This is a genomic window from Patulibacter ginsengiterrae, from assembly GCF_056269115.1.
This window is the reverse complement of record NZ_JBWDOG010000002.1, coordinates 483,813-502,047: the sequence shown is the minus strand read 5'-3', so window position 1 is coordinate 502,047 and position 18,235 is coordinate 483,813. Positions and strand designations below refer to the sequence as shown.

The following is an 18,235-nucleotide window of genomic DNA, read 5'->3' as shown; positions in this document are numbered from 1 at the left end:
TGGTTCCGGGGAGTCGTGGACATGGGGCCCGTTCGGGCGGTGCCCTGACGCCCCCGACGGTGCCGAGAGTCAGGCGGGGAAGCCGTATGAGCGTGTGGCCGACCGATCATCCAGAACGTCGCGGTCGCCGGCGGCCCGACGGCGAGGGTGACGAAGTGGGGTCGTGAGCGACCAGAACGTGGCGGTCACCGTCCGCCGTCCCGTGAGCGCTACGACATGGGTGACGCCCCGACCGTCCCCTGTCGCGAGGTCGTGGAATCACTGATCTAGAACTCGTAGAGGCCGTCGTCGTAGGTGCGTGGTGGCAGCAGGCTGCCGGCCCGCGGGGGAGGGTGCAGCGCGGCGCGGCGGGCCTGGCGGCGTTCGCGGAGGGTGGCGGCGTGGACACCGCCCGCGTCGTGCCGGGTCATCACCGTGACGACCACCCACGGGCGGTTCGGGGGTCGGCAGAGCACCAGGGCCACGTCGTCGCCGAGCATCAGGTAGACCGAGCCCTCGTAGTCCTCCTCGGTCGCGTACATCCAGGCTGGTGCGTCGACCTGGACCGTGCCGAGTCGTGCGCAGCGCTCCATGTCCGAGCGGGCCGCGCGAGGACCGATCGTGCGGTCCTGGCGGACACGCTCGGCCCAGCGGCGGGCGGCGTGGCGGCTGATCTCCATCTTGAGCGGCGGGTGATCGGGCATCGGCAGGTCGACTCGCGGTGGGTCGGGCTCACGGGACTGAACTCGCCGGATAGTCTAAGTCGGACGCCGTCGTTTGTGGGGAAATTCGGGGCGGGCGATGGGGGTAGCGGGCGCGGCGGGGCGCGCGGGCGCGGCGGGACGGGCGGCCGCGGGGTGCCGGCCGAGCGGCCGGCCTGCTCCTCGATGCGTTCGCCACCTCCACGGTGGACAAGGCATCGCGGAGGGGAGCGCGGTGGGTGAGTGGCGACCCGCGCGGGCCCCGGGCCTGCTCCTCGATGCGTTTGCCACCTCCACGGTGGGCAAGGCATCGCGGAGTCATCGGGCAGCGCGGACGGGGCGGGCCTGGTCGTTCTCCTTGAGGTTCGCCACCTCTACGGTGGCCAACCTCAGTGAGAACGGGTTCGGTGGACCGCCCGCCGCGACCCGCCCGCCCGGCACGCCCCCCCGCCAACTCAGACGGTGCCGCCGAGCGAACGCCTCACGCGCGCCCCACCAACGCAGACAGGGTCCGCCCGCGCGCCCCCCCCACCAACGCAGACGGGGCCCGCCGAGCGAACGGCGGACCCCGGGTCCCTCAGGCGATCCGCCCGACTACGGCGATCGACGGTTGGTGCGGGCCGCGCCAGGCGGCCCGACGGCTCAGCGCACCCGCTCGGTGGCCTCGGTCAGGACGGTGCCGAGGATGCCGGCGATCTTGTCGAACTCCTCCTGGCCGGCGACCAGCGGCGGCGAGACCTGGATGACGGGCTCGCCACGGTCGTCGGCGCGGCAGATCAGGCCGGCGTCGTGGAGGCGGTCGGAGAGGAAGTTCTGGAGCAGGTCCTTGCCCTCCTCGGCGCTGAAGCCCTGCTTCGTGTCCTTGTCCTTGACCAGCTCGAGCGCGTAGAAGTAGCCGGTGCCGCGGACGTCGCCGACGATCGGGATGTCGAGCAGCGGGTTCAGCGTGTTGCGGAAGGCGTCGGCGTTGGCGGCGACGTTGCCGACCACGTCGAGCCGCTTCATGATCTCGATGTTCTTGAGCGCGATCGCCGTCTGGACCGGGTGGCCGCCGAAGGTGATGCCGTGCGAGAACATCTGGTCCTGGCCGTAGAACGGCTCGGCGACCTTGTCGGAGACGATCAGCGCGCCGATCGAGGCGTAGGCCGACGAGAGGCCCTTGGCGGACGTGATCAGGTCGGGCTTGATGTCGTACTTGATCGAGCCGAACCACTCGCCGAGGCGGCCGAAGCCGGTGATGACCTCGTCGGCGCAGAGCAGGATCCCGTACTCGTCGCAGAGCGCGCGGACGCCCTGGAAGTAGCCCTTGGGCGGGGTGAAGGCGCCGCCCGAGTTCTGGACCGGCTCGAGGATGATCATGGCGATCGTCTCCGGGCCCTCGCTGAGGATCCGGTGCTCCATGTCGTCGAGCAGCATCGCGGTGAACTGCTCTTCCGTCTCGCCCTCGGGGCGGTGGAAGCGGTCCGTGTTGCGGACGTGCGAGACCTGGGGGACGAGCGGCTCGAACGGGCTGCGGATCGACTCCACGCCGGTGATCGAGAGCGCGCCCATGGTGGTGCCGTGGTAGGCGACGTCGCGGCCGATCGCCTTCCAGCGGCGCTCGCCGTTGAGGGCGTGGTACTGGCGGGCGATCTTCCAGGCGGCCTCGACGGACTCGGCGCCACCGGAGGTGAAGAAGACGCGGTTGAAGCCGTCGGGGGCGAGCGAGGAGACCTCTTCGGCCAGCTCGATCGCGCGCGGGTGGGCGTAGTTCCAGTTCGTGTAGTACGGCAGCTCGCGCATCTGCGCGGCCGCGGCCTCGCCGATCTCCTCGCCGTGGCTGTAGCCGATCTGGACGGCGAAGAGGCCGGCCAGGCCGTCGAGGAACGTCTTGCCGTCGACGTCGGTGAGGTAGCTGCCCTCGCCGCTGACGATGATCGGCAGCGGGCGCTTCTCGAAGTCCGACATCTGGCTGAAGTGCAGCCAGAGGTGCTCCTGCGCGGACTTGCGGAGCGCGGCGGCTCCCGCGTGGCTGGGCTTCGACGTCGTGCTCATATAAGTGATGATGCCATCACTTAGTGCGGAAGGCAAGTCCGATCCGTCGAGTCTCTTCGCCCGAGGGGCGACAGGTCGTCGCTTCCGGCCCCGATCCGGCCGGCGATCGACCGTCGCTGTGGGACGATGGGCTCGAGATGGCGCCCGACGGCCCGCACGTGGAGGACTCCCGGGAAGACGCCCGGATCACGCCCGCCCCGGCCGCCGCGTCGCTGGCCGCCGACGGAACGCTCGAGCAGCGCAACGGCGCCGCCGGCGTCGCCCTGATCCGCGCCCACCCCGAGCTGGAGCGCTACCTCCACGCGTTCGTCCGGGCGCCGGTCGTCGCGCTGCGCGCCAGCTTCGTCGACGGCCCGCGCTGGCTCGGCGTCCACGCGCTGCGCGAGGACGGGGGCGGCGCCCTCGTCGAGCTGACCCCCGAGCCGTCGCCGCCCTACGGCCTGACCGTTCGCGAGCTCGACGTCCTGACGCTGCTGGCCGGCGGGCTCAGCAACCCCGAGATCGCGGTCCACCTCGACGCCAGCCCGCGGACGATCTCGACCCACGTCTACCGGGTGATGGGCAAGCTCGGCGTCGGCACCCGCACCGGTGCCGGGGCGATCGCGGTCGAGCAGGGGCTGCTGCGGATCCCGCTGCCGGCGCCCGGTCGCAGCGTCGACATCCTCGCCGTCGGTGCGGTCGCGCAGGTTGCCGAGGGGCGAACCGTCGCGCCCCGCGGACGGCGGGCACCGCGGCAACGGCCGTACCTGGTCGGCTCGGCGCTGCCGCTGGACGGCCCGCTGCGGGCCGAGGGGATCGAGATGCAGCGCGGGTCGCAGCTGGCGATCGAGGAGATCAACCGCCACGGCGGGATCGCCGGCCGCCCGCTCCAGCAGGTCGTGGTGCCCGTCGACGCCTGCGCGCCCGGCAGCTTCGACGCCGCGCTCGGCGAGCTGCTCGAGGCCGAGGTCGATGCGATCACGATGGGCTACTCGCTGGTCGACGACCGCGCCAGCTACGCCGCGGTCGGGGCCTACGGCGCACCGCTGCTGAACGCGATGACCAGCGAGGCCCAGACCGAGTGGGTCCGCGAGGACCCGGACACGCTCGGCCGCGTCTTCCAGGTCGACCCGACCGAGCGGCACTACGGGCTCGGCTTCGTCCGCTTCCTCGACCAGCTGCGGGAGACGACCGCCTGGCGTCCCGCCAACCGCCGGCTGCTGGTCGTCGAGACCGACACCACCGGCGGCCACGTGCTGCGGCCGGAGGTCGTCGCCGCGGCCGAGGCCTCGGGTTGGGAGATCGACCGGCGGCTGGTCGTCGCGCTCCGGGACGCCGACTGGGATCCGACCCTGACCGCGATCCGCGAGCGGTCTCCGGCGGCGGTGCTGGTCGCGCACTTCCTGCCCGACGAGCTGGCCGCACTGCTGCGGCGGGTGGCCGACGAGGGGCCGGTCCCGTCCCTGCTCTACGCGGTCCACGCACCGTCGGTGCCGGCCTTCCTGGAGATCGCCGGGGCGAGCGCCGAGGGCCTGCTGTGGGCGACGGTCACCGGCAACGGCGGCGACCCGATCGCGGCCGACTTCGAGCGTCGCTACCGCCGGAGCTACGGCGCCGCGCCCGGCCGTACCCTGGCCGGGCTCGCCTACGACCAGGTCGGGCTGCTCGTCAACGCCTGGTCGCGGGTCGGCAACCCGCGGGCGTTCGCCAAGGTCGCGGCGGAGCTGCGTCGCGGCCACCACCGTGGCGTCAACGGCAGCTACGTGCTCGGGCACGACCGCCAGTGCGGGCTCTCGTTCCCGTTCGACACCCCGGACGCCTCGCTCGGGCAGGCCCAGCTGGTCTTCCAGATCCAGGACGGGCGCCAGCGGGTGCTCTCGCCGGGGACCTACGCCGAGGTCCCGTTCCGGACGCCGCCGTGGTCGCTCGCGGCCGGCGCCCTGGCGCGGTAGCGCCGGACGATCCCGGCCGTCCGAGCCCGGCGCTCGAGGCTCCGGCGTACGAGCATTGACGTATTGCCGTGCGGGCGACCGTCGGCCAGAGTCGTCGCCGAACGGGAGCGCGGCGAGTCGCCGCGGGCCGAGAGACGAACGAGAGGCAGCATGCCCGCACTGCGACGCATCGGAGTCGACACCGGGGGAACCTTCACGGACTGCGTCCTGGTCGACTACGACCAGCACCAGGTCCGGGTGGCGAAGGTCCCGTCGGTGCCGAGTCAACCCCAGGAGGCGATCCTGACCGGGGTCGGGCGCCTGGACGACGGGGGAGCCCCGGTCGAGTCGGTCGTCCACGGCACCACGATCGCCACCAACGCGGTGATCGTCAACGACCTCGCCCGCTGCGGGATGATCACCACCCGCGGCTTCCGCGACGCGCTCGAGATCGGCACCCAGACCCGCGGCAAGCTCTACGACCTGCGCCAGAGCCGCCCGCCGCTGATGGTCCCGCGGCAGCTGCGGGTCGAGGTCGCCGGCCGCTGCGACGCCGACGGGGTCGAGATCGAGGCGATCGACCCGGAGGAGATCGCGGCGGCCGCGAAGCAGCTGGTCGCCGCCGGGGTCGCGTCGATCGCCGTCGCCTGCGCGTTCGCCTACGTCGCGCCCGAGCAGGAGATCGAGATCCAGCGGATCGTCCGCGAGCACGCGCCGGGGATCTACGTCTGTCGCTCCTCGGAGGTCACCCAGGAGCCGCGCGAGTACCCGCGCTTCGCGACCGCCGCCGTCAACGCCGCGCTGGCGCCGAGGCTCGACCCCTACATCAGCTCGCTCCGCGACCGGCTCGCCGCGCCGCCGCTCGCCGCCCGCCTGTACGTGATGCAGAGCAACGGCGGGATCGGGACGGCCGAGCGCTCGATGGGCGAGCACGCCCACCAGCTGCTGCTCTCCGGTCCCGCCGCCGGCGTCGTCGGTGGCGCCCGCGAGGCCGCCGCCGCCGGCTTCCGCAGCTGCATCACCTTCGACGTCGGCGGTACCAGCGCCGACATCGGCGTGGTGCTCGACGAGCGTCCTCGGACGACCGTCGAGATGACCCTGCCCAACGGCGTGCCCTGCAAGGTGGCCCACATCGAGGTCGACGCGATCGGGGCCGGCGGCGGCAGCATCGCCGGCGTCGACGTCGGCGGCGCCCTGAGCGTCGGCCCCCGCAGCGCGGGCGCCGCCCCCGGTCCGGCGTGCTACGGCTGGGGCGGAACCGAGCCGACCGTGACCGACGCCCAGCTGTTGCTCGGCCGGCTGTCCGCGGCGGGGCTGATCGACGGCGAGCTGCCGCTCGACGTCGCGCTGGCCCGCGAGGCCCTGGCCCGGATCGGCGAGCCGCTCGGGATCGACGCCGACGCCGCCGCCCTCGGCGTGATCGCGGTCCTGGAGGAGAACACCGCCGGGGCGATCCGCTCCGCTGCCGCCCGTCACGGCGACGACCTCCGCGACTTCGCGCTCGTCGCCGGCGGTGGCGCCGGGCCGCTGCTGGCCGCGCCGCTGATGCTCGCGCTGGGGATGCCGGCGACGATCATCCCGCCCTACCCGGGCCTGCTCAGCGCGTTCGGGTTGCTCGGCGCGCACCTCCGCCACGACCACGTCGCACCGTTGCCCGGGGCCGAGGGCGGCCTGACCGACGATCAGGTCGCGGGCTGCTTCGCGGCGGTCGAAGCGCACGCGTCCGCCCAGCTGGCCGCCGACGACGTGGCCCCCGAGGACCAGTCGCTGGAGCGGGGGATCGACGTCCGCTACGTCGGCCAGGAGCACGCGCTGACGGTGCCGACGACGGCCGGCGAGCGGTTCGCCGACGTCGTCGTGCGGTTCCACGTCCAGCACGAGCGGACGTTCGGCCACGCTGCGCCGGAGCTGCCGGTCGAGAGCGTCGTCGCCCGCGTGATCGCGTACGGGCTGCGGCCGATGCCGGAGCTCCCGCGCGAGACGGCCGACGCCGCCGGCCAGGCCTACGCGACGCGGCCGGTCCGCTTCCGCGACCGCGACGAGCCGTACGCGACGGCGGTCTACCGTCGCGGCGAGCTGGCCCGCGGTCAGCGGGTCGACGGCCCGGCGATCATCGAGCAGCTCGACACGACGACCGTCGTCCCGCCGGGCGCGCGTGCCGAGGTGCACGAGTCCGCGGCCCTGGTCATCACCCCGACGGAGGCGACGGCATGAGCATCCCCACGAACGATCCGGCCCCCGACGGAGGACGTCCGATGAGCACCCCGACGACCGATCCGATCACCGTCGCGGTGATCGCCAGCGCCCTGCGCTCGATGGCGTGGGAGATGGGCGAGGCGCTGCGGCGCTCGTCGCACTCGCCGATCATCCGCGAGATGTACGACTACTCCTGCGGCGTCTTCACCGCCGCGGGCGAGACCGTCGCCCAGGACGAGCTGATCCCCGCCTTCCTCGGCACGATGGCGGCGACGATGCCGTTCGTGATCGACGAGGGCGGCGACCCGCAGCCGGGCGACGTCTTCATGACCAACGACCCGTACCGCGGCGGCACCCACACGCCGGACATCCAGCTGTTCGTGCCGCTGTTCGCCGACGGCACGCTGGTCGGCTGGTGCGGCAACATCGCCCACCACAGCGACATGGGTGGCACCAACCCGGGCACCGAGGGCTACGCCAACCACTCGATCTTCGAGGAGGGGCTGCGGATCCCGCCGGTCCGGCTGGTCGACGCGGGCCGGCTCAACGAGCCGCTGCTGCGGACCTTGGAGAACAACATCCGCGACCCGCGCTCGACCGCGGGCGACCTGCGAGCCCAGCTGGCCGCGGCCCGGCTCGGGGCGCGGCGGATGGACGAGCTGCTCGGCCGCTACGGCGGGGCGACGATCGTGGCCGCGATGGACGCGCTGCTGGAGCAGTCCGAGCGGCGGCTGCGGGCGGCGATCGCCGCCCGTCCCGACGGCGTCGCCGAGGCCGAGGGCTGGCTCGACGACGACGGCGTCGGCGGCGCGCCGGTCCCGATCCGGGTCCGCGTGACCGTTGCGGGCGACGGCGTCCACGTCGACCTGACCGGGACCGCCCCGCAGATGGCCGGTGGGATGAACATGTCGGAGACGGCCGCGCGGTCGAGCATCGGCTACGCGATCAAGGCGATCTTCGACCCGGACGCGCCCCACAACGGCGGCGTCTTCCGGGCGATCGAGATGGTCCTGCCCGAGGGCTCGATCGCCAACCCGCGGTTCCCGGCGGCGGTCAGCCTTCGCCATCTGGCCGCGCAGCGCACGACCGACACGCTGGTCCGCGCGTTCGGCGACCTCTACCCGGACGAGGCGACCGCCGGCTCGTTCGTCGGCTTCTCCAGCCTCGCGGCGGCCTGCGCGCACCCGCGGACCGGCGATCCGGTCGTGATCCAGGACGACCTCGGCGGCGGGATGGGCGCCCACGCGGCGGGCGACGGCCTCGACACGGTCGACACCTACCTCGGCAACGTCCAGATGCTGCCGGCGGAGATCGCCGAGCTGCAGTACCCGGTCCGGATCGTCGGGACCGAGCTGGTCGCGGACTCCGCCGGCCCGGGCCGCTTCCGGGGTGGCCTCGGGATGCGCCGGATCTACGAGTTCCTCGACGACGCCGATGCGGTGGTCTACACCGAGCAGACGCTGGAGGTGCACGCCCCCCACGGGATCCGCGGTGGCGGTGACGGTCGTCCGGCGCGGGTCACGCTGGAGCGCGCCGACGGGTCGTCGACGGAGCTGCGCAAGCTGCGGGTCGATGCTCGCCGCGGCGACCGTCTGGTGGTGGTGACCGGCGGCGGGGGTGGCTACGGCGACCCGCGCGAGCGCGACCGCGCGCTGGTCGAGCGCGACCTGCTCGAGGGCAAGATCACGGCCGAGGCTGCGGCGGCGGTCTACGGGCTCGGCTGAGGGGGTTGCCGGGTCGGGCTTCGGTCCGGTCGGCCGTCGGTCGGCTCGGCGGGGCGGTGGGCGACCCCGGTGGGCGGGGGCCGTGCCTGCCGCGTGCCCAGGCCCGGGGGCCGTGCCTGCGGGCTGCCCGGACCCGCGCCGAACGGACCCCGGTCGGGGCGGGGCGACCTCGCCGCCCGGCGCCCCGCGGCTCGCCCGCTCCAGCGGTCATACTCCGCGATCGCATGGCCCGACCCGACCGCGACCGATCCGCCCCGCACGGCGCTCGCCCTCTCCGCCCGACCGACCGCGGAGCACGCGCATGAGCCTCGCCCAGCACGCGCGCTCGATCGTGCGGTTCGGCGGTGCGTCGGGCCTCGGGCTGCTGCTCGACTACGCGATCTACACCGCGCTGCACGAGCTCGGCGTGCCCGCGGGGGTGGCGAACCTGTTCTCGGCCTCGGCCGGGGTGACGTTCGTCTACGTCGTCTCGCTGCGGCACGTGTTCGCCCACCTCGGGGCGGTCTCCTCGCGGGGGACGTTCCTCCGCTACCTGGCCTGGCAGGCCTGTGCGGTGCCGGCGGCCTCGTTGGCGGTCGGCCTGCTCGAATCGGCGCTCGACGGCAAGTTCCTGCTCGCCAAGACGCTGGTGCTGCCGTTCTCGTTCGGAGCGAACTACCTCTTCATGCACTGGCTGCTGAGCCGCAGCGCCGCGCGCGCCCAGGCGACGCCGCCGGCCTGATCGGCGCGGCCGCGCGGGTCGCGGTCACGAAACGTGGCGGCCGGACATCTCCCTGGTGATGGACGACCGCGATCCCGACGCCTTCCGGCAGCTCTACGGCACGCACTACGCGACCGTTCGGCGCTACCTGGCCGCCCGCACGCACGCCGACCAGGTCGATGACCTGACGGCGGAGACGTTCCTCGTCGCCTGGCGGCGGTTCGGTGCGGTGCCCGACCACACGTTGCCGTGGCTGCTGAACGTCGCGGCGAAGCAGCTGGCCAACCAGCGCCGCGGCAGCGATCGGGCCCGGGCACTGACCGAGCAGGTGACGCTGCTGGCGATGCAGGAGGCGACCCGGGGCGCTGCGCTCGACGTCGAGGTCGACGCCGAGCGACGGACCCAGCGGCAGGCCCTGGTCGCCGCGCTGGCGACGCTGTCGGAGCAGGACCGCGAGCTGATGCTCCTGCACGTCTGGGAGGACCTGCCGGCGCGTGAGATCGCCGTCGTCCTCGAGCTGGGCGTGGTCGCGACGCGCGCCCGGCTCTCTCGGGCGCGCCGACGCCTGGAGGGCGCGCTCCGTCGGGAGCTCGCTCCCGACCGTCGGCCGCCGACATCGGTCCGCACCAGCTCGGCCGCCGAGTCGCCCGTCCCCACCAGCCCCACCACGAACAGGAACCCCGCATGAGCCCGGTCGATCCCACCACGCTGCTCCGCGAGCTGCGTCCGCCTGCCGACGCCCGTCCCGACGCGGCGGCGCTCGAGCGGCTGCTGCTCGCCGGCCCGGAGCCCGCGCCGCGTCGGCGCTCGTCCTACGTCCGGCCGGCGGTCGTGGCCGGAGCGCTGGCCGTCGCCGCGACGGCGGTCGTCGTCGTGTCACCCGGCGGCCCCGCGGGCACGCCCACGGTCCTCGGCCGCGCTGCCGCCGCCGTCTCGCGACCGAACACGATCCTGCACTTCCGGGCCACGGTCGCCAACGGCTCGCGGTCTCGCGCGCTGGAGTCGTGGCAGACGACCGACGGGCGGCGGGAGCGGACGGTCTTCGACGACGGCGCGCTCGAGTCGGTCCGTGACCGGGACGCCCGCACCTTCACGACCTACGACCGCGAGCGCGACGACCTGCTCGTTCACCGCGATCCGGACTGGTTCCGGGAGCGGCTGGGCAGCGTCGGCCTGGCGCGCGGCAACGACCTGCTGGCGGTGACCACGGTCGGTGACCTGCGGGCGCTGCTGCAGCGGGCGGAGGACGGCGACGGCGTCGCGACGGTCGTCGGCCGCAGCACGATCCGGGGGATCCCGGTCGAGCAGGTCCGGATCACGAGCAGCGTGACCGTGCTCGACCCGCCGCCCGGCGCCGACCTCTCGCGCCCGCGGGGCCTGCCGACCAAGCAGCTGACGACGGTCCGCGACATCTTCCTGAACCGCGACGACGCGCTGCCGGTCCGGCTCGTCGACCACGGGACCGGGGACGCTCCGGACCGAACCGTCGACTACCTCGAGGTCCAGCAGCTGCCGCGCACCGCCGACAACGACGCGCTGCTGCGGATGAGCGAGCACCCCGGCGCGACCCGCACCGACGAGGGCCGCTTCGAGTGAGCGGGAGCGGCTGCTGACTCGCGACGGGCGACCGGGTCCGCGACGGGCGACCGGCCGGTCACGGCCCGTCGAGTGGGCGTCTTCGATCGTGCAATCGGGCCGCGCGCTAGCCGTTCTCCGCCAGCGCCCGGCCGATCAGGCGAGCGCCTTCCGGGAACGCGCCGGGGTTCGCCCCGGAGTAGTTCAGCCGCACGTACGGTCCGGCGGGCTCGGCGGGGAACCACTCGCGGCCGTCGGCGATCAGCACGCCCGCGGTCTCGCAGTCCCGGACCAGCCGGGTGAGATCGGTCCCGTCGGGCAGGCGCAGCCAGAGGTTCAGGCCGCCCTGGGGAAGGTGCTCGAGATGCGCGTCGGGCACGTGCTCGTGCAGGCTGGAGACGAGCAGGTCGCGGCGGGCGCGGAGCTGGTGGCGCAGGCCGCGCAGGTGGGTGCGCCAGGCGGGCTGGGTGACAACGTCGAGCGCGGCCGCTTGGAGCAGGCCGCTGACGTACATCGACGCGGCTCCGCGGTCGGCGAGGATCCGCTCCCGTGCCGGTCCGCGGGCGATCACCGCCGCGATCCGGATCGCGGGCGAGACGCTCTTGGTCAACGAGCGGATGTAGACGACGTGGCCGGCGTCGTCGTGCGCGGCGACGGCGGCGGAGTCGGTGGTGATCGCGAGGTCGTGGGCCCAGTCGTCCTCGATCAGGAACGCGCCGTGGGTGCGGACGACCTCGAGGATCCGGTCGCGGACGGCGGGCGACCACTGCGCGCCGGTCGGATTGGCGAAGCTCGGCTGCGCGTAGAACGTCCGGGCGCCGGTCTCCGCGAAGGCGCGCTCCAGCTCGTCGGGGTCGGGACCCTGGGGGCCGCTCGGCACCGGCACCACGCGCACGCCGGCCTGGGCGGCGGCGAGGATCGCGCCCCAGTAGGTCGGCGACTCGATCAGGAGCGGCCGTCCGGCGGTGACCAGCGCCCGGAAGATCGAGCTCAGGCCGCTCTGGCTTCCGGGCAGCACGACCACGTCGCCGGCCGTCGGCCGCATCACGCCCGCCGGCGTCGCGGCGCCCAGCTCGGCCGCGAACCACGCCTGCAGCTCCGGGAGTCCCGCGGTGGGGGATCGCGTCAGGGCCGCGTCGCTGCGGGCGGCCCGGGTGAGCGCGGAGCGGATCAGGCGCTCGGGCAGCAACTCGCGGTCGGGGTAGCCGGCGTGCAGCGCGATCACGTCGTTGGGACTGGCCCGCATCGCCGTCGCGAGCAGCGGGAGACGCCGCTGCGGGGCCCGGAGCGCCGCGGTCTGCCAGCCGTAGTCCTGGGGCCGTGCCGTCCGGACCTCGCGAACGAAGGTGCCGACGCCGGGCCGGCTCTCGATCAGGCCCTGCGCGGTGAGGGTCCGCATCGCCTTCTGCACCGTCACGGGGCTCACGCCGTACTGCGCCACCAGCGACCGACTCGACGGCAGCCGCGCCCCGGGCGGGGCCTGGGCGATCCACTCCCGCAGGCCGGAGGCGATTCGCGAACCGCTATCGTGACTCATGTCGATACAGAGTAGCGCTACTCAGCCCGCCGGCCTCGTGCTATCGGCCTCGCGGGCCGGTCTGGGGTGGGGTCTCGTGGGGGTGGTCGCGTTCTCCTTCACCGTCCCGTTCACGCGGGTGGCGGTCGGTGGCCTCTCGCCGTTGTTCATCGGGTCCGGCCGGGCCGTGGTCGCCGCGGTCCTGGCGGTCCTGGCCCTGGCGGTGACCCGGCAGCGGCGCCCGCGGGGCGGCCAGTGGCTGCGCCTGGCGCTCGTCGCCGGGGGCGTGGTGGTCGGCTTTCCGCTGTTGACGTCGTTTGCGCTGCGGACCGCGCCGGCCGGTCACGGGGCCGTCGTGATCGCCCTGCTGCCCGCCGCGACCGCGGTGATGGTGGTCCTGCGCGGCCACGAGCGGCCGCCGCGGGCGTTCTGGGCGATGGCGGCGATCGGGGCCGTGGCCGCGCTGGGCTTCGCCTCGCTCCAGGGCGGCGGGTTCGGCGAGCTGCACTGGGCCGACCTGCTGCTGTTCGGTGCCGTGGTCGCCGCCGCGATCGGCTACGCCGAGGGCGGACTGCTGTCGCGCGAGCTCGGCTCCTGGCAGACCGTCTCGTGGGCGCTGGTGCTCGCCGCGCCGCTGATGGTCGTGCTCACCGTCGTCTCCGCCGCCGCGCAGCCGCCCGCTGCCTCCTTGGCGGAGTGGGCCGCGTTCGGGTACCTCGCGGTGGTCAGCATGTACCTCGGCTTCTTCGCCTGGTACCGCGGTCTCGCGATCGGCCCGATGGCGCAGGTCAGCCAGGTCCAGCTCGTGCAGGCGGTGCTCAGCATCACGTGGGCGGCGCTGCTGCTGGGCGAGCGGCTGACCTGGGCGACCGTCCTCGGCGGCCTGGCGGTCGTCCTCTGCGCGGGCGTTGCGGTGCGGGCGCGGCTCGGGACGTCCGCCGGTGGGACCGCCGCGGCGCTCGGCCGCGGCGGTCCGGGGGCGGATCAGCCGATCGTCAGGCGACCGACGCCGTCGGGCGGAGCCGGGACCGACTCCAGCGCGACGAGCAGGTCGGCCGGCTTGGGGGCATCGGCAGCGCCGACCACCGAGCAGGTGCCGGAGGGGGCGAGCTGGTAGAGCGGCGGCACCACGGCGGGCAGGACCTCCGTCGTGGTGGTGAGCTTCCAGACCCGGGCGGGGCCGGTGACCTCGAGCGTCGGGCCGTTCATCGTGCGGAACCCGAGGCGCAGCGATCCGCCGACGAACTTCGACAGGAGCCCGTTCCACGAGCTCGGATCGCTCCGGACGTACCCGGTGCCGGCACAGGCGGCGTCGCGGAAGAGCGGGGAGGCGCTCGATCCGAACGCCGAGAAGAGCGGGAAGTACTGCCCGGTCTCGAGGTAGGGGTAGAGGCCGCCGTCGCTGCCCAGCACCTGGATGATCGGGATCGGGATGCCGGCGACGCCGACGCCCCCGAACGTCCCGATCCGGTTGCCGGCAGCGTCCCGGACGCTGAGCGGCTGGCCGTTGACGCCGTTGATCCCGTTGGTCCCGCTAGCGCCGTTGGTGCCGTTGGCGCCGTTGGTCCCGCTGACGTTCCACGTCACCTTGGTCCAGCCCTTGGCGCACTTCTTCTTCGCCTTCTTCCCGAGCAGCACCTTGGTGGCGCCGCTCTTCTTGTTCACGCAGGCGGTGACGGTCTTGGTGGCCGGGGCCTTGGCGGCCGGGGTCTTCTTCTTCGCGGCGTGCGCCGGGGCGACGGCGACGAGCGACAGGCCGAGGGTGACGGCGACGGCGGTCGCCGGGATCGTTGAGCGAATGCGGGACATCGGGGTCCTTGCGGTAGGGAGGATGAGTGCGGCGAGGGCAGTGTGCCACGCCGCCCCCCACCGCGGTGGGTGTGCACCAAATGGGCCGGTTGTCGGCCTACCGCGGGTGCCGCAGCCAGAGCGTGGTCGTCGTCCGTCGCGGGTGCGAGTAGCCGGCGAACGTAGCGCGTACGCGGACGGTGGCGCGGACGCCGGCGGGGTGCCGGCGCAGGAGCGACCGGCCCTGGGCGTTGAGCCGGACGGGCACGCTCAGTCGCAGCCGGCCGCGGCGGGTGCTCCGGACGCTGCCGCGGCCGATCCGGATCCCGCGGACTCCGGTCCGGGTTCCGCCACGCTTGGCGGTCGGTCGCCGCGGATCGGTGGCGAAGAGGTCGACGGTGCAGCGGGTCGCCGAGCGGGTGACGACCCGGCACGGCACCCGCAGCCGACCGGAGGCCGGCACGCGCAGGGCGGTCGTCGCCCGGAGACCGGCCGAGCCGGCGAGCGTCGGCCCGGCGGGCTTCGGCGTCGGGTCCGGCTTCGCCCGCGGCGTCTTCGGTACCGGGGTCGGCGCCGCGGCAACCGGCGGCAGGGGCAGCGGGGGCGGTGTCAGGATCGGGGTCTGGGCGACCGGGTCGATCGCGATCCGGCGGTCGGCCTCGGCGCTCGTCTGCTCGCCATCCGAGACCGCGAACGTGAGAACGCGGTCGTGGACGCCGGGAACGACCGCGTCGCTGGCGAACCGGACGCTGCGCAGGGCGGCCTGCCACTCGAGGACGGTCGCGGCGGGCGCGCTGGTCAGCTCGAGCACGCCGGCCCCGGCGTTCCAGCGCGCGCGGACTGCCCCCATCGTCGCGGGGTCGACGTCCAGGAGCAGCCGGTCGTGCGCGGTCTCGCGGCCGTCGGCGATCTGCACCGTCGCGGAGGCCAGCGTCTCGTCATCGGCGTCGGAGAGCCGCAGGTCCGGGTCGATCGCGACCGGGTTGCCGGGGACGCCGTCAGCGGTCGTGAACGTCGTCGTGCCGGCGGAGGTGGTGACGACGGGCGTGTCGTCGGTGGGCGTGACCTCGATCGTCCGGGTGGTTGCGTCGGCGAGGCCGGTGCCCTGGCAGGAGAGGGTCACCGTGCGCGGCGTCGCGTCCGGTCGCTCGCTCGTGTTCGCGTAGGTGACGTCGCGCAGCACCGCCTGCCACTGGGCGGCGGTCAGTGCGGCGGTGCCGAGCGTGAGGGTGCCGGTCGGGGCGTCGAACCGCGGGTCCAGCGTCTCGCCGCCGATCGTCAGGTCGCCGTCGTAGGCCAGCAGGTCCTCGGCGTCGGCATGCCCGGCGGTGATCCGGGCCGAGCAGCGGTCGTTGCCCTCGTCGGGATCGCTGACCACGAGGCCGGCGTCGACGGGCACCGGGGTCGCCGCGACGTTGTCGCCCTCGACCAGCTGCGCGGCCCCGGCCGACGCCGTCAGGGTGGGGTGCTGGTCGATCGCGGTGATCCGGACGACGGACGACGCCGGCCGGCTCTGGTTCTCGCCGTCGCTCACCAGGATGGCGATCGTCCGGTCGGCGGTGCTCGGTGTCGCGCTGCGGTTGGTGTACGTGACCGCGCGGAGCGCGGCGGTCCACTGCGCGAGCGTGGCCGTCGCGCCGTCGCTGGTGAGGGTCAGGATCCCGGTGGTCGCGGCGTAGTCGGCGACGACGTTGCCGGTCGCGGGGCTCGGCGAGAAGGCCAGGACGTCCTCGCCGGACGAGAACGCGGTCCCGATCGCGACGGTGGCGGAGGCGAGGGTCGCGCTGTCCTCGTCGCTGGCGGACGCGTTCGGCGCGACCGCGACCGGGACTCCGGGGACGTTGTCGCCCTCCGTCCACGTGACCTCGCTGCCGGCGCCGCTGACCACGGGCCGCGCCACGATCGGCACGTCACTCGTGCCCGTGCTGGAGTCGTGCGGCGACGAGTCGGCGTAGGTCGCCGTCAGGCGGTGCTCCTCACCGGCCCCGCTCCCGGGGGTGAAGGCGAAGGCGCAGACGCCGGCCACGAGCGCGCACGGCGAAGGGTTCAGGAGGCCCGTTCCGCTGGTGGTGAGCGCGACGGTGCCCGTCGGGGTGGTGCTCGTCCCGGGATCGGTGTCGGTCACCGTTGCGGTGCAGGTCGTCGGCTCGCCCAGGATCGCGGGGCCGGGGCACTGCACGGACGTGGCCGTCGTGCGCTTCAGGGGCGCGAAGGCGGTCGTGCCGATGACTTCGAGCTGCTGCGCGTCACCGTCGTACAGGACGGTGACCGTGCGGGCGCCGGGCGCGATGGGGGTGTGGCTGACGCTGCAGGCTCCGTCCGCGAGCGTGCAGCTCGCGGGGGCGAAGGTGCTGCCGGGTGCCGCGAAGTGCACGTCGCCGGTCGGGGTGGGCCCGCCTGCGCCGTCCGTGACCTTGGCCGTGCAGGTCGCGGCCACGCCGATCGCCGCCGGCGGGCAGGAGACGGCAACGACGCTTGCCCGCCGACCGGTGTCGAAGTCGGCCCGGAACCCCAGGTGCTGCGTGGAGGAGTGGCCCCAGCCGCCGTCGCTGAACCCGTACTGCACGGACCCCCCGGCGTAGACGGCGTTCGACAGGAGGAACGTGCCCCCTGGCGCGACGGGCACCGAGAACGCGTACTGCTTACCTGGGGTCAGCGTGAGGTTCGGATAGGCGGTGTAGGCCCGCACCTGTGTGCTGGATTCCAGCGGCGGGCTCTCGTAGAGCACGGGCCCCGACGGGACTGACCTCTGGGGGTCGAAGGCCTGGATCGCCACCCGGAACGGCAGGCCGTCCGGGCGGCCCAAGCCGTCGATCCGCAGGGTGTGGAGGACATCATCGCCCGTGGTCGGCGCGGTGAACGACTGGCCGACGGCCACGAACGGGTCGCCCAGGGGGATCTGAACCGTGCCCGTAGCGCCGATCGTCGTCGCCGCCTCGCCCGCCGCTGGGAGCAGGAGCCCGAGCGTGGCGGCGAGGGCGACGGTCGACGCCGTGATCCTCCGGCGCGCCCCTGGTTGCCGGGGCGTGCGTGGGTGGTTGCTGCGCTGTCTCATCGTGCTGCGATCCTTGTTCGACGCTACCCTGATCCGAGCGAACACGATTCATATCATGATTCACATCACGTTTAGCTGCCCTGCCCGGGTCGGCCGATGAGCGACGTGCCCGCGACCCCGCGAACCCGGTCGAGCGACGACCCGCCGCTGCCGCCGCGCCCACGCCAGGCGCGCGGCGCCGTGGCCCGCGATCGCGTCTACGTCGAGGCGGTCCGCCAGTTCGCCGAGCACGGCGTCGACGCGACCCGGATCGAGGACGTCGTCGCGGCCGCGGGTGTCGCGTGGGGGACCTTCTACCGCTGGTTCCCGCGCAAGCAGGACGTGCTGCTCGAGGCCGCCGTGCGGCACGTCCGCGAACACGTCGCCCCGGTCGTCGCGGCGGGCCTCGTCGCATCGGACCAGGCCGCCCGCACCACCGCGCTGGCGTTCTTCACCACGCTGCTCGGGCCCCGGGACCACCCGCCGCGGCTGCACGGCGCGATGCTGCAGGAGGTGCTCGCGCAGCGCGAGCGCTTCACGGCGATGCTGGGGGAGGACGAGCAGCCGCTCGTCCAGACCGTCGCCCAGCTCGTTGCCCACGGCCAGCAGCGCGGTGAGGTCCGCGGCGACGTCGACCCGTTCACCCTCGCCGGCACGCTGCTCGCCGGCACCGCCTTCCCGATCATGTACGCCTACGCGGCGTCACCGCCGGGCGCGCTGTCCGCCGACGTGGTCGCCGAGCAGGTCGAGCGCGTGTTCGGGATCGTCTGGCGCGGCTTCGAGCCGGCGCCGGCGGCGATTCGCTGACTCCGCATCTCCTGCCGCCCACCCGTCGGGTGGGTGTGAGGGGAGGTGGAGGCCAAGCAGGTCGGGGCGGTCGGCGGGAGAGCTGTACGCCAGTACTGCCGAGCGTCGAACGGCGCGAGATGCGCCGCGCCGACACACCCCTCACGCCCACCCGTCTCGAACCTGGTTCAGGATGATCGGCCGCCTGGGGCGGCCGTTGACACATCGCCGGATCGGCACCCGGACCCTCAGTCAGACCACCAGTCTGACTCTCGGGATCCGTCCACCGCCC

The 18,235-nt window shown here is 74.1% G+C and carries 12 protein-coding genes; 8 read left to right on the top strand and 4 right to left on the bottom strand.

All coding sequences use genetic code 11. The features are described from left to right. Positions 1-266: 266 nt before the first annotated feature. Together ACVUH9_RS05745 and ACVUH9_RS05740 are read right to left on the bottom strand one after the other, a co-directional pair. Positions 267-683: a hypothetical protein gene (locus ACVUH9_RS05745; protein ID WP_475754811.1), complete on the bottom strand. Its 417-nt coding sequence runs from the start codon at positions 681-683 to the stop codon at positions 267-269. 639 nt (positions 684-1,322) lie between these two features. Continuing rightward, entirely contained in the window at positions 1,323-2,714 is a 1,392-nt protein-coding gene (locus ACVUH9_RS05740) for an aspartate aminotransferase family protein (protein ID WP_475754810.1), read from the bottom strand. A gap of 137 nt (positions 2,715-2,851) precedes the next feature. Between ACVUH9_RS05740 and ACVUH9_RS05735 the strand changes: the two genes are divergently transcribed. The 6 genes from ACVUH9_RS05735 to ACVUH9_RS05710 all read left to right on the top strand — a co-directional run bounded on the left by ACVUH9_RS05735 (position 2,852) and on the right by ACVUH9_RS05710 (position 10,840). Further along, a complete protein-coding gene (locus tag ACVUH9_RS05735) occupies positions 2,852-4,645 on the top strand; it encodes an ABC transporter substrate-binding protein (RefSeq protein ID WP_475754808.1) in 1,794 nt (597 codons plus the stop codon). A gap of 150 nt (positions 4,646-4,795) precedes the next feature. Next, positions 4,796-6,838 (top strand): hydantoinase/oxoprolinase family protein, encoded by a 2,043-nt coding sequence (locus ACVUH9_RS05730; protein ID WP_475754806.1) that lies wholly within the window; start codon positions 4,796-4,798, stop codon positions 6,836-6,838. 41 nt (positions 6,839-6,879) lie between these two features. After that, entirely contained in the window at positions 6,880-8,544 is a 1,665-nt protein-coding gene (locus tag ACVUH9_RS05725; RefSeq protein WP_475754805.1) for a hydantoinase B/oxoprolinase family protein, read from the top strand. A gap of 301 nt (positions 8,545-8,845) precedes the next feature. Next, on the top strand, positions 8,846-9,265 hold the full coding sequence (locus ACVUH9_RS05720; protein WP_475754803.1) for a GtrA family protein: 420 nt from the start codon (positions 8,846-8,848) through the stop codon (positions 9,263-9,265). Positions 9,266-9,323: 58 nt separating this feature from the next. Next, complete coding sequence (locus ACVUH9_RS05715; protein ID WP_475754801.1) at positions 9,324-9,932, top strand: RNA polymerase sigma factor; 609 nt, start codon at positions 9,324-9,326, stop codon at positions 9,930-9,932. Then, positions 9,929-10,840 (top strand): hypothetical protein, encoded by a 912-nt coding sequence (locus tag ACVUH9_RS05710; protein ID WP_475754798.1) that lies wholly within the window; start codon positions 9,929-9,931, stop codon positions 10,838-10,840. The genes ACVUH9_RS05715 and ACVUH9_RS05710 overlap by 4 nt, the downstream gene beginning before the upstream one ends. Before the next feature lie 106 nt (positions 10,841-10,946). Here ACVUH9_RS05710 and ACVUH9_RS05705 read toward each other — a convergent pair whose 3' ends face one another. Further along, positions 10,947-12,356 carry an aminotransferase-like domain-containing protein gene (locus ACVUH9_RS05705; protein WP_475754797.1) on the bottom strand — a complete coding sequence of 470 codons (1,410 nt, stop codon included), beginning with the start codon at positions 12,354-12,356 and terminating at the stop codon, positions 10,947-10,949. Between ACVUH9_RS05705 and ACVUH9_RS05700 the strand changes: the two genes are divergently transcribed. Next, a complete protein-coding gene (locus ACVUH9_RS05700; protein WP_475754795.1) occupies positions 12,355-13,452 on the top strand; it encodes a DMT family transporter in 1,098 nt (365 codons plus the stop codon). The two genes, ACVUH9_RS05705 and ACVUH9_RS05700, sit on opposite strands and share 2 nt — an antisense overlap. A 789-nt stretch (positions 13,453-14,241) precedes the next feature. On the opposite strand, the gene ACVUH9_RS05695 is transcribed toward ACVUH9_RS05700, so the two are convergent. Next, positions 14,242-17,178: an Ig-like domain-containing protein gene (locus tag ACVUH9_RS05695; protein ID WP_475754794.1), complete on the bottom strand. Its 2,937-nt coding sequence runs from the start codon at positions 17,176-17,178 to the stop codon at positions 14,242-14,244. A gap of 96 nt (positions 17,179-17,274) precedes the next feature. On the opposite strand from ACVUH9_RS05695, the gene ACVUH9_RS05690 reads away from it, so the two are divergent. Further along, positions 17,275-17,964 carry a TetR/AcrR family transcriptional regulator gene (locus ACVUH9_RS05690; RefSeq protein ID WP_475754793.1) on the top strand — a complete coding sequence of 230 codons (690 nt, stop codon included), beginning with the start codon at positions 17,275-17,277 and terminating at the stop codon, positions 17,962-17,964. Positions 17,965-18,235: the final 271 nt, after the last annotated feature.